Source organism: uncultured Oribacterium sp. (assembly GCF_902481605.1).
Classification (GTDB): Bacteria; Bacillota; Clostridia; order Lachnospirales; family Lachnospiraceae; genus Oribacterium; species Oribacterium sinus.
Genome location: NZ_CABSXI010000014.1, coordinates 16,121 through 28,799, shown reverse-complemented (window position 1 = coordinate 28,799; position 12,679 = coordinate 16,121). Strand labels below are relative to the sequence as shown.

The 12,679-nt window shown below is 44.9% G+C and carries 10 protein-coding genes; all 10 read left to right on the top strand.

Features of this window, described 5'->3' with window-relative positions:
• Nucleotides 1-13 precede the first annotated feature (13 nt).
• The 10 genes from rpsD to RDQ32_RS04025 all read left to right on the top strand — a co-directional run bounded on the left by rpsD (nucleotide 14) and on the right by RDQ32_RS04025 (nucleotide 12,618).
• Nucleotides 14-607, top strand: coding sequence for a 30S ribosomal protein S4 (gene rpsD / locus RDQ32_RS04070; protein WP_183683838.1), 594 nt, complete (start codon nucleotides 14-16; stop codon nucleotides 605-607).
• Nucleotides 608-631: 24 nt separating this feature from the next.
• Nucleotides 632-1,576 (top strand): DNA-directed RNA polymerase subunit alpha, encoded by a 945-nt coding sequence (locus RDQ32_RS04065; RefSeq protein WP_007157653.1) that lies wholly within the window; start codon nucleotides 632-634, stop codon nucleotides 1,574-1,576.
• 51 nt (nucleotides 1,577-1,627) lie between these two features.
• On the top strand, nucleotides 1,628-2,164 hold the full coding sequence (locus RDQ32_RS04060; protein ID WP_308579221.1) for a L17 family ribosomal protein: 537 nt from the start codon (nucleotides 1,628-1,630) through the stop codon (nucleotides 2,162-2,164).
• Between the two features lie 425 nt (nucleotides 2,165-2,589).
• Nucleotides 2,590-3,138: a hypothetical protein gene (locus tag RDQ32_RS04055; RefSeq protein WP_308579220.1), complete on the top strand. Its 549-nt coding sequence runs from the start codon at nucleotides 2,590-2,592 to the stop codon at nucleotides 3,136-3,138.
• 49 nt (nucleotides 3,139-3,187) lie between these two features.
• Nucleotides 3,188-5,497: an ABC transporter substrate-binding protein gene (locus RDQ32_RS04050; RefSeq protein ID WP_308579219.1), complete on the top strand. Its 2,310-nt coding sequence runs from the start codon at nucleotides 3,188-3,190 to the stop codon at nucleotides 5,495-5,497.
• Between the two features lie 100 nt (nucleotides 5,498-5,597).
• Nucleotides 5,598-6,584, top strand: coding sequence for an ABC transporter permease (locus RDQ32_RS04045; RefSeq protein ID WP_308579218.1), 987 nt, complete (start codon nucleotides 5,598-5,600; stop codon nucleotides 6,582-6,584).
• A 16-nt stretch (nucleotides 6,585-6,600) separates the two neighbouring features.
• On the top strand, nucleotides 6,601-8,202 hold the full coding sequence (locus RDQ32_RS04040) for an ABC transporter permease (RefSeq protein WP_308579217.1): 1,602 nt from the start codon (nucleotides 6,601-6,603) through the stop codon (nucleotides 8,200-8,202).
• Between the two features lie 74 nt (nucleotides 8,203-8,276).
• Nucleotides 8,277-9,416 (top strand): ABC transporter ATP-binding protein, encoded by a 1,140-nt coding sequence (locus tag RDQ32_RS04035; protein WP_308579216.1) that lies wholly within the window; start codon nucleotides 8,277-8,279, stop codon nucleotides 9,414-9,416.
• Nucleotides 9,416-10,453: an oligopeptide/dipeptide ABC transporter ATP-binding protein gene (locus RDQ32_RS04030; RefSeq protein ID WP_308579215.1), complete on the top strand. Its 1,038-nt coding sequence runs from the start codon at nucleotides 9,416-9,418 to the stop codon at nucleotides 10,451-10,453. The genes RDQ32_RS04035 and RDQ32_RS04030 overlap by 1 nt, the downstream gene beginning before the upstream one ends.
• Nucleotides 10,454-11,415: 962 nt before the next feature.
• On the top strand, nucleotides 11,416-12,618 hold the full coding sequence (locus RDQ32_RS04025; protein ID WP_308579214.1) for a Gfo/Idh/MocA family oxidoreductase: 1,203 nt from the start codon (nucleotides 11,416-11,418) through the stop codon (nucleotides 12,616-12,618).
• Nucleotides 12,619-12,679 lie beyond the last annotated feature (61 nt).

Genomic DNA, 12,679 nt, shown 5'->3' with positions numbered 1-12,679 from the left:
TTAGGAGGATAAAATGGCAGTAGATAAAGTTCCTGTGCTTAAAAGATGCAGGTCACTTGGACTGGACCCCGTATTTTTAGGAGTGGATAAGAAATCCAACAGACAGCTTCGTAACCCAAGAAGAAAGATGAGTGAGTACGGTCTTCAGCTTAGAGAGAAGCAGAAGGCAAAGTTCATCTATGGCGTATTAGAGAAGCCTTTCCGTAACTACTATGCTAAGGCAGAGAAGTTAGCAGGACAGACCGGTGAGAACCTTATGATTCTTTTAGAGTCTCGTCTGGACAACGTTATTTTCCGTATGGGAATGGCTAGAACCAGAAGAGAAGCTAGACAGGTTGTAGGACACCGTCACGTAACCGTTAACGGAAAGATTGTAAACATTCCTTCTTATCTTGTATCTGCAGGGGATGTGATTCAGATTAAAGAATCCATGAGAACTGCACAGAGATATAAGGATATTGTGGAAGTAACCAACGGCAGAATGGTACCGGCATGGTTAGAGATGGATGCTGAGAAGCTTAGCGCAACCATTAAGTCTCTTCCACACAGAGAAGACATTGACGTTCCTGTAAACGAAATGTTAATCGTCGAGTTGTATTCTAAGTAATGATAGCCTAAAAAAGGAGGCAGCATGTTTGATTTTACAAAACCAAACATTGAAATTCTTGAAATTTCAGAGGATAAGCGTTTTGGTCGTTTCGTATGTGAACCACTGGAACGAGGCTACGGCTCAACCCTAGGAAATTCTCTTCGGAGGATGATGCTTTCCTCTCTGCCCGGGGCTGCGATTTCTGCAATTAAGATCGAAAATCTGTCCGGAGACAAGGTTTCCGGAATTCAGGAAAGTTTCCCTGAGCTCTTAACCAATCTTAAGAGCATTGCGGTGATTTTGCCGGAGGAAGTGGAAAGTCTGGAAGTTTCCGTTGATTTATCCGGAAAGTCCGAGATTCTGGCTGAAGATTTTATTGGAGAGTCGGAACTTAAGCTGAGTAATCCTACAGAGCATATTGCTACTGTAGAGGCGGGAGCCCAAGGCTCCATTTCCCTCTTTATCAGTAGAGGACAGGGTTACTCCGGAGAAAAGGCAGAAGGAAGAGTAGAAGCACCAAAGGAATATCAGGACATTGATGCTTTGTATACTCCTGTGGAAAGAGTAAATATGTCTATCGAGAATACCCGTGTAGGAAATATGACGGACTATGATCGATTGACTTTGGATGTATATACCAACGGAAGTATGTCTCCGGAAGATGCGATTTCCAAGGCGGCACAAATGCTTTTTCAGCACCTGGATTTGTTTGTAGCGCTTTCTGAAGAAGTGGCTGCAACAGAGCTTATGGTGGATAAGCCCGAAGATGAAAAGGGCAAAGTAATGGAAATGAATATTGATGAACTGGAATTAAGTGTCCGTTCCTATAACTGCTTGAAGAGAGCAGGAATCAACACAGTGTCCGAGTTAACCTCCAAGACACCGGAGGATATGATGAAGGTTCGTAACCTGGGAAGAAAGTCTCTTGAGGAAGTTTTGGCGAAGTTAAGAGATTTGAATCTGGGATTATCATTTCCGGAAGAATAGATAACAGTAAGGCCAACCGGTAAGACTAAAAAGCACGGATAAGGAGAAAACATGGCAAATTATAGAAAGTTAGGAAGAGCTTCAAACCAGAGAAAGGCAATGCTTCGTGCATTAACCACTTCTTTATTGGAGCATGGAAAGATTTTTACTACTGAGGCTAGAGCGAAGGAAGTTCGCAAGCAGGTAGAGAAGCTTATTGCTTTGGCAGTAAGAGAGAAAGACAACTATGAGATGGTTGTCGTTAATGCAAAGGTTGCAAAGAAGGATGCGGATGGAAAGCGCGTTAAAGAAGTGAAAGACGGTAAGAAGGTTACCGTTTATGAGGAAGTAGAGAAGTCCATCCAGAAGGATAAGCCTTCCCGTTTGCAGGCTCGTCGTCAGATTCTTGCAGCTACCTATGTTCCAACTGTTAGACCTCAAGAAGCAGCCGGAAGAAAGAAGAACACCAAGAAGTTAGACTTGGCGAAGAAGCTTTTTGAAGAGATTGCACCAAAGTACGAGAACCGTCACGGTGGATATACAAGAATCGTAAAGGTAGGTCTTCGTAAGGGAGACGCTGCTATGGAAGTTCTTTTAGAGCTTGTATAATATTTTACAAAACGAATAGAACAAAGTTGCTAAAAAAGAGGAAGCCCGGCTTCCTCTTTTTTTGATACCATAGTGTAAATACTGGCGTATTTGTATAAGAATAGCAAAGAAATACTGCGTAAAACAGCTAAAACAAAATAAATGATAGAGTAGTTATAGAAGAATGAAATAACAAAATGCAAAAAAATGATAAAGTTTATATAAACAAAATTGGCAAAATAAGAAAGAAAATATAATCAGGAATATCTCTTATTCTATAAATATAATTGACGTAGCATAAAAATACAGGTAAGCTATGGGTTAAATTATTGTGAGATACAAGAAATTTTCTTATTTTTAAATCATGAACTAATTAAGTGAGAAAGAATAAGTTTCAGGAGATCACAATATTTTTCATTATAGGACGGAACAATGGAGGAGAAAGCATGGGAATGTTTAGGACGCCCTATGGAAAAGGCGGCGTTCTTTCCAGGGAGGCAGATGAAGCAAGAAAAAAGCTGTATAAAGATATACGGCCTTTGGAATTGCAAAAAAAAGAAAAACGGCTTCTGATTGCTTGTTATTTCTTTCAGCTTCCTTTTCTCTTGATTCCGGGATTTTTCTCTAAGGTTGCCCTATCCCACAAGCTTTTTCTGACCTTGCCCTATGGTATGTGCATCATTCAAGTGCTTTTAGCCTCTGTTCGTTTCCTGGGCTATCTTAGGAAGAAAGGTATGGTGGACGGTTGGACCTATCAAAGAAGCTTCATTCCTTTGGAGGGAAATGTGGTTCTTTCCTTCCTATTTGCAGGAATCCTTCTTCTTTTCCAGGGGATTTATCTCTTGCGTGGGGGTAGAGATGGAGGGCTTGTAGGAGAGGCATTGGTTTTTGCTTTGCTTTTGGGATTTATCGTTTTTTCCATCCTGTTTTGGCGGAAGTTAAAACAGAGCTTTTCCTCTTGGAAGATGGAGGAAAGAACGGTCTATAATGAATGAAAATGCAGTTTGAAAGGAAGCCAAAAAATTACTAAAAGGAGGAAGTAGTATGAAGAAAAGAAAAGCGATTATGGCATCACTGCTTGCATCAGTGATGGCGCTTTCCGCATTGGCAGGATGCTCTCCCAAGAAGGCGGAGGACGGAACAAAGGCTCAGGGCGAAAGCGGTCAAGAAGCCGGCGGAAATACCGACGGTTCCCTGGTTTTTGCTCAGGATGAGTTCAGCTCCAAGTTTTCTCCGTTTTTCGCTGAGACTGTACCGGATCAGGATGTAGTGAATTTTGTCACAGCCCCACTCTTACCCATAGATCGAAGCGGTGCCATTATTTACAAAGGCATTGAGGGAGAGACCAAGGAATATAACGGAAAGGAATACAGTTATAAGGGAATTTCAGACCTAGCTGTTACCGAGAATGCAGACGGTACCGTATACTATGACTTTACTATAAAGGATGGTGTAAAATTCTCTGATGGCAAGCCTTTAACTGTTGATGATGTTATTTTCTCCATGTATGTTTTTGCAGATCCTACCTATGACGGATCAGCTTCCTTCTATTCCGTACCGATTCAGGGTATGGAAGAATACAGAAAGGGTATGGAGCCCCTCTTTAAGCTGATTCTGGCTGCAGGAGAGGATAATAAGGACTTCTCCAAGTGGACAGAGGAACAGCAGACAAAGTTCTGGGCAGATTACAAGAAGGCTGCAGAGGCCTTTGTAAAGGAAATTGAGGATTCTTTAATTTCCAGCGGAAGCAACAAGGAAGGAGATTCCGTAGCGGCATTCGCGGCAAACTATGGCTATGAAGGATTGAAGGAAGATGCAACAGCCATGGATTTCTTCAATGCCATGGTAGCAAAGTACGACGGCAGTGTAAAGGATATGAGTTCTGCAGAAAGTGCAGGTACTCCATTTACCGAGTTAATGGAAAGCTACAAGGACTACGCAGTCGGTGTGGAGACCGGTAATTCCGCTCCCAATATCAGCGGTATTCAGAAGACCGGAGACAACACTGTACGTGTTATTACCACCAAGGTGGACGCTCAGGCAATCTATCAGCTTGCTATGGCCATCTCTCCATTACACTACTATGGAGATCCTGCCCAGTATGACTATGCGAACAATAAGTTCGGTTTCCCCAAGGGAGATTTAAGCAGTGTTCGTGCAAAGACCACTCAGCCTTTAGGTGCAGGTGCCTACGTTTTTGAGAAATATGAAAACGGTGTGGTTTCCATGAAGGCAAACGAGAACTACTTTCTCGGCGCACCGAAGACCAAGAGTTTGAAGGTGAACTATGTTGCACAGCCTGACCGTGTAAATGCAGTCTTGACAGGAACAGCAGATGTAACCAACCCAAGCTATACCAATGAGATTGCAGATGCCATTAAGAAGGCAAACAGCAACGGAGAAATCTCCGGAGACAAGATCTATACCTCTGCTGTAGATGCCTTAGGATATGGATATATCGGTATTAATGCCCACAATGTTTCTGTAAACAATGAGCCGGGAAGTGAAGCTTCCAAGAATCTTCGTCGTGCCTTTGCCACTATTTTCTCTGTATACAGAGACCTTGCGGTAAGCAGCTACTATGGAGACAGAGCAAGTGTAATCAATTATCCGATTACCAATACTTCCTGGGCAGCACCTCAGCCTACCGATGACGGCTATCAGATTGCTTTCTCCAAGGATGCAAAGGGAGAACCAATTTATACATCAGGAATGTCCGATGAGGATAAATATGCAGCAGCAAAGAAGGCGGCTTTAGGCTTCTTAGAGGCGGCAGGCTACACCGTGGCAGACGGAAAGATTACTGCAGCTCCTGCAGGGGCAAAGATGGAATATGAGGTTATCATCCCCGGTTCCGGAACCGGAGACCACCCCTCCTTTATGATTTTGACAGAGGCACAGAAGGCCTTTGCGGAAATCGGTATGAAGCTTACCATTAACGATATTTCCAACAGTGCCGACCTGTGGAACAAGCTTCAGGCTAAGCAGGCAGAGATGTGGTGTGCGGCTTGGCAGGCAACACCGGATCCGGATATGTTCCAGATATATTACTCCGATATTGCAAATGGTGGTGCTAATCCCGGAGGTTCCAACTACCAGTACCAGATTGAGGATGCGGACTTAGATGCCATGATTCTTCAGGCAAGAGAGTCAACTGATCAGGAATACCGTAAGACCATGTATAAGGCTTGTCTTGACAAGATTATCGACTGGTCCTGCGAGGTACCAATCTACCAGAGAAAGGAAGTAACCATCTTCTCTGCACAGCGTGTTCAGGTGGATACCATTACTCCGGATATCAGCCCATTCTATAAGTGGTATGCTGAAGTTGAGAATCTTCAATTAGCAAAGTAAAAGTAAACGGATTGTTCCGTCTACATTTTTCGGGTAATAGCCGCGTTTCCTGAAGCTTTAGGAATGCGGCTATTCTTGATATGGAAGAGTAGGTTTTTCAGTGAAAAAGTATATTATCAAACGATTATTATGGTCCGTAGTGATTCTGTTTATCGTGGCTTTCTTGCTTTATATTTTAATGCGATCTCTACCAACCTCCTATTTGGAGCAGATCGCCAGACAGAAGTCTCAACAGCCCGGCTCCAAAAGCTTTGAAGAGTGGATGCAGCAGTTGGAGGCTACTTACGGCATGGACAAGGGAATCGTTCCCGGATTCTTTGCCTGGTTGGGCAAGGCTCTTCGAGGAAACTTCGGAGACAGCTGGAAGTACACCGTGCCGGTTACCCAGAAATTTAAAGAGGTAGTGGGTATTTCCTTTATCATGAGCTTTGTGGTTATGGTTTTGGAATTTGCTATTTCCGTGCCCTTGGGCATTATTGCGGCAACCAAGCAGTATTCCTGGCAGGATAATGTGATTTCTATCGTAGCTTTGGCAGGAATTTCCCTTCCTACCTTCTTCACAGCTTCTCTTTTGAAGCTGGTATTTTCCGTGAAATTACAATGGTTCGACTTAGGCGGACTGGTGGGAAGAAATTACGATATTCTTTCTCCAAGCGGAAAGAAGATGGATATTGCTTTACACCTGGTTTTACCGATTCTTACCCTTCTGATTGCCAGCATCGGAGCGTATATGCGATATATTCGTACCAATATGCTGGAGGTATTAAATTCGGATTATATCCGTACCGCAAGAGCCAAGGGACTTTCCGAGGGACGGGTAATCTATCATCATGCCTTCAGAAATACTTTGATTACGCTGGTAACCATCTGGGGCACCTCTCTTCCCGGATTATTTTCCGGAGCCATGATTACGGAGCAGCTCTTTTCCATTCCGGGAATCGGTTACACCTCTTATCAGGCTATGATTTCAGGAGACATTCCGTTCTCCATGTTTTACTTAGTGTTTATTGCCGTTTTGACCTTGATTGGAAACCTGCTAACGGATATTTTATATGCCGTGGTAGATCCTCGAGTTCGTATTGATTAGGAAAGGAGGGGAAAAGATGTCTGATTTAGAAAATTCTGTAGATAAAACTACACAAGAAACTGTGCAGAATACGGAAGAGTATAGCGATGCTAATGCATCGAAGAATGCTGAATATTCTTTAAGTGATGACCGTCGTGTCAAAACCCTCTCCCCCGGAGCAATGGTGGCAAAGCGTTTTTTCCGAAACCGTATTGCGGTTTTGGGTATGGTGGTTTTGATTTTCATGTTTCTCTTCTCTTTCTTAGGAGGAGCCTTAATGCCCTACGGAGAGTCTCAGCTCTTCTATCGTAAGGACAGCCAAAGCCAGAAGTATGCCGGCGTTAAGGTGAACACGGAGCTTCGTTATCAGCAGGCGGAAAAGGACAGTTTCCCTGCCCTTGCCCAGGCCCAGTTCGTATTGGCCAAGGGAAAGAAGCTGACAGAGTTTGCCGCAGGAGGCGTAGACTATAGCTATGAAGAGGCGGGAAAAGACTTCTATATCATTACAAAGAAGGGAAGCTCTGACCCGGTAGCTTTTGCGGCAGTGGATACCGTGACTTCCGTTTCCGGAGCAGGACAGATTCCTTTTGCGGAGCAGCTAAGCATTTTAAAGGCCTTGGCAAACGGAGAAAAGGAATTTACTGATGGAGGCAGCAGCTATACCCTTTCCGAGGATGGAACCGTAACAAAGGACGGAACAGCCTATGCCTATGCCAGCCGTTATGTGGTGAATGCCATTATGAGCGATGTGACCTTCTCCCAGAAGTTTAAGGAAGAGCTTCTGGAGCAGATTCAGGCGGGAGCTACCAGCTTTAGCTTTACCGACGATGACGGAGTAGAGGCAAACTATACCATGGAATATGACGCCACCTCCAAAACCTATAATATTCTGCAAAGCAGAGAGCAGATGGTCTATGACTCTTATTCTCCACCCAGTAAGGCCCATCCTCTGGGAACCGATAAGAACGGTATGGATATGTTGACCAGACTGATGTACGGCGGAAGAGTTTCTCTTTATATCGGCTTCGTAGTTGTGATTATCGAAACCGTTTTGGGAATGCTTCTGGGCGGTATTTCCGGATACTTCGGAGGCTGGATTGATTCCTTAATCATGCGAATTGTGGATATTTTCTACTGCATTCCCACCATTCCAATCTACATCATCATCGGTGCGGCTATGGATGCGATGAGAGTGGATCCCCAGATTCGTATGTTTTACCTGATGATTATTCTGGGATTTTTCGGTTGGCCTTCCATCACCAGATTGGTACGTGGACAGATTCTTACTTTAAGAGAGCAGGAATTTATGACTGCGGCGGAGGCTACAGGCATTAAGCCCGTAAACCGAATCTTCCGACACCTTTTACCAAACGTTATTCCTCAGCTCATTGTTACCTGTACCATGAGCTTGGGAGGCGTAATCTTGACAGAGGCGGTATTGTCCTTCCTGGGACTTGGTGTAAAGTTCCCCTTTGCTTCCTGGGGAAATATCATTAACGATGTTAACAATACCTATGTCTTAAGTAACTATCTCTTCATTTGGATTCCTGCCGGTGTCTGCCTATTGCTTACCGTGTTGGCCTTTAACCTGGTGGGAGACGGCTTGCGAGATGCCTTTGACCCGAAGATGAAGCGATAAAAGGTTTCGGTAAAAAATCATGCTTTCCGGCATTTGCCTTGGAAAGCTGTAGGAAGATGAGTTGAGGATAGAAAATGGCAAGAGAAGACGGTTATCTCTCCGGTAAAGAATCCCGGAGGATATCGAAAGAAAATAGAAAAATCACCGCTGCCTTAGAGAAAAAGCGGAAGCGGAAAAATGTCCCGGAATCAGAGTATTTGACGGAGATGAAGAATCCGGAGAATACGGTGGAGTTTGAGAATCTTCGGACCTATTTCTACACGGATGCCGGAACGGTAAAGAGTGTGGATTCCGTGAGCTTTTCCGTTCCTATGGGAAAAACCGTGGGGGTAGTGGGAGAGTCCGGTTGCGGAAAATCCGTAACCAGCCTTTCTCTGATGCAGCTTTTACAGCGGCCTCAGGGACAGATTGTGGACGGAGCCATTCGCTTAAATACGGGAGATAAGGTTTACGATATTACCAAGACCCCTGAGACAGTGATGCAGCACCTTCGAGGAAACTTTATGTCCATGATTTTCCAGGAGCCTATGACCTCCTTAAATCCGGTTTTCAAAATCGGAGACCAGGTGGATGAGGTGCTTTTGTTCCATAAGAGCGGTTATGAAACGAAAGAGGCGGCGAAGAAGCGTACCATTGAGCTTTTGGAAATGGTGGGCATTGCCAACAGTGAGGGCGTTTACAATATGTATCCCCACGAGCTTTCCGGCGGTATGCGGCAACGTATCGTAATCGCCATGGCTCTGGCCTGCTCTCCTAAGTTAATTATTGCGGATGAGCCTACAACAGCCTTGGACGTAACCATTCAGGCACAGATTCTGGATTTGTTACGAGGCTTAAAGGACAAGATTAACTCCTCCATTATGCTGATTACCCATGACCTTGGGGTAATTGCGGAAATGGCGGACTATGTGGTGGTTATGTATTCCGGTCGTGTGGTAGAGGCGGGAACGGCGAAGGAAATCTTTTCCAATCCTTCCCACCCCTACACCATCGGTTTGATGGCTTCCAAGCCTGTGGTAGGAAAGCATGTGGATAAGCTCTATTCCATTCCCGGAAAGGTGCCAAACCCCATTAACATGCCAAATTATTGTTACTTCCGAGATCGTTGCGACAAGCGGAAGGCTTGCTGTGATGGGGCTTACCCCGGTGAAATCAGCCTGACTGAGACCCACAGAGTAAGCTGCTACCTGTATGATGAGGAAGCGAGGAAATAATGGAAAATAGCATTTTAAAGGAGACAGAAGCAAAGACTGTCCGGGAAAATGAAGACAATATTTTAGAAGTCCGTGGCTTAAAGAAATACTTCCCTATTCGTGGAGGCTTCTTTAATACGGTGGTGGGACAGGTGAAGGCCATTGACGGCATTTCCTTCTCCATCAAAAGAGGAAGTACCATGGGCTTGGTGGGCGAGTCCGGTTGCGGAAAGACCACCACAGGAAGAGCCATTTTACGCTTAAGCGGAGAGAAGACAGCGGGAGATGTGCTGTTTAACGGAAAAGAGGTTTATGATCTTTCCAAGTCCGCCCTAAACGAAATGCGTACCAAGATGCAGATTATCTTCCAGGATCCCTTCTCCTCCCTTTCTCCCAGACTTCCCGTTGGCGAAATCATTGGAGAGGCAGTAAAAGAGCATCATCTGGTTCCCAAGGAGGAGTACGAGGACTACATTGACCGCATTATGGATAACTGTGGCTTACAGCCCTTCCATAAGGGCCGTTATCCCCATGAGTTCTCCGGCGGACAAAGACAGAGAATCTGTATTGCCAGAGCCTTGGCCTTAAATCCGGAGTTTGTGGTATGTGATGAGCCGGTATCCGCCTTGGACGTATCCATTCAGGCGCAGATTATCAACCTTTTGAAGGATTTACAGGAAAAGTATAAGCTGACCTACCTCTTTATTTCCCATGACTTATCCGTGGTAGAGCATATTGCGGATACGGTTGGCGTAATGTATCTTGGAAATCTGGTGGAGTTCGGAAATACGGAGGATATCTTTGCCAATCCTCTCCACCCCTATACCAAGGCTTTGTTCTCCGCGATTCCGATTCCGGATCCGGAGGCGAAGATGAATCGTATTATTCTGGAAGGAAGTATTCCTTCCCCCGCCAATCCTCCTGAGGGTTGTAAGTTCCATACCCGTTGCAGCCAGTGCATGGAAATCTGCAAGAGCAAGGTGCCGGAAGAGAAGGATATGGGAAATGGGCATAAGGTTTGCTGTCATTTGTATGATGATGGAGCTGTGAAGAATTAATAAGGTTTTCATGGAAAATAGGGCTGAAAGTGGGGCATGCTCTCGCTGACTTTGCCTACAAAAGGAGTTGTGAAGAGGTAAGACGGTTTTCTATGTAATATAGGTCTGAAAATGGGGCACGCTCCCGCTAGCCTCGCCACGTAGCAGTACTAACTTCGAGCTTCGCTTTAGCTCGCTTTCAGTAAGTACTGACGGGCTCAGACTACCCCCTTTCAGACCTATATTACCGAAAACCTGTCTATAATAGTTCTTCGCAGCTTCTTTTTTGTTGGCTGTTAGTGAGTAAGGCATAAGTAGGGTTGAGCCCGGACTCCTTTTTCAGACCTATATTACCGAAAACCTGTCTAAGATAATTCTTCGCAGCTCTTTTTTGTTGGCTGTTAATAAGTGCAGACATAAGCAGAGTTGAGCCCGGACTCCCCCTTTCAGACCTATATTACCGAAAACCTGTCTAAGATAATTCTTCACAGTTCTTTTTTGTTGGCTTTTAATGAGTGCAGATATAAGAAGGGTTGAGCCCAGACTCCCTTTTCAGTCCTATATTACTGAAAAAGTGATTTATAATGAAAGTGCAGTAGTTATGGTGTTTGTGTGCCTACTACTGCACTTTTTTAGCAGGAATAATTAACAAAGTCCAAAGTATACCGTCTTTATGCGGTTTCCGAGATTTTCGAAATATGATTTGATAAATTACATTAATTATGCTTTTAATAAAGCGCAGATAAGTATGATGACGGATCGGGAACATATTTTGCCTCTTCTTAAAGAAAACCCTTCGCTGACACAGGTAAAACTATCAAAATAGTTCCAGCATAGCTAGGAATGCAAATGAGGGATGAACTACTGTATGCGATAGTGAAAATCTTTTATCCATAGGGGAAAGCTTTCTGAAATGGAATCGTGATAGAATAGTGGTCAGAATTAGGATCAAGGGCGCTAATTACGGCGGGAAAGGATGGGTTATGGGAAAGATGGTGAAGCTTGGGGTTGTCGGTCTTGGGCAAAGAGGGGCGGACTTAGTAAAAAATGTGTATTGTGAGCATCCGGATGTGGATTTTATTGCACTTTGTGATGTTTATTCGGATCGGCAGAAGGAAGTGGCGGATGCTTTAGTGGAGATGGGAAGGGAAAGACCTAAGACCTTCTCCGACTATAGGGAGATGCTTTCCATGGAGGATTTGGATGCGATTGTGATTTGTGCATCCTGGGATACTCATAGTGAAATAGCCATGGCGGCCATGCGGGCAGGAAAAGCGGTGGCCTCCGAGGTGGGGGGAGCCTATACCCTGTCGGAGTGTTGGAATCTGGTGGATTGCTATGAGGAAACAAAGACTCCCATTATGTTTATGGAAAACTGCGTCTATGGCAGGGATGAAATGATGGTTTACCGCATGGCGGAGGAGGGGGTTCTGGGAGAGATTGTGCACTGCGAAGGGGGCTATAAGCATGATTTGCGGGAGGAAATCTCCTTTGGAAAGGAAAACCGCCATTACCGTTTGGAAAATTACATTCATCGCAATACGGAAAATTATCCTACCCATGAGCTAGGACCGATTGCCAGGGTGCTTCATATCAACCGGGGAAACCGTATGTTAAGCCTTTGCTCCATGGCTTCCAAGGCAGCAGGCCTTAGAGAGTATATCAAGGAAAAAAAGCCGGAGGACAAGGCATTGCAAAATACGGTATTTCAGCAGGGGGATGTGGTCAATACCATCATCAAATGCAGTAATGGGGAAAGCATTTTACTGACCTTGGATACCACCCTGCCCAGAGCCTATTCCCGGGGCTTCACCGTACAGGGGACGAAGGGGATGTATATGGAGGACAATGCTTCTATCTTCCTGGATGGGGATGAGGGAGCAAAGGATCATTTTGAATGGAAGAAGCAGTGGGGAAATGTGGAGCGTTTCCGGGAAAAATATGAGCATCCCCTGTGGAAAGACTATCTGAAGGCGGGGGTGAAGAAGGGACATGGGGGCATGGATTATCTGATTTTCTCCGACTTTATCCGTTGCCTGCAGGAAGGCCGGCCCATGCCGATAGATGTGTATGATATGGCCAGCTGGATGAGCATTACCGCCCTGGCGGAGGAGTCTATTGCTCTTGGGGGACAGCCGGTAGCCATTCCCGACTTTACCAATGGAAAGTGGATAAAGAGGACTTAAGAAATCAAATTGCTGTAATAGAGCTACGGGATTGCAGAATGTCTTAAGGTCTGCGGCAAGT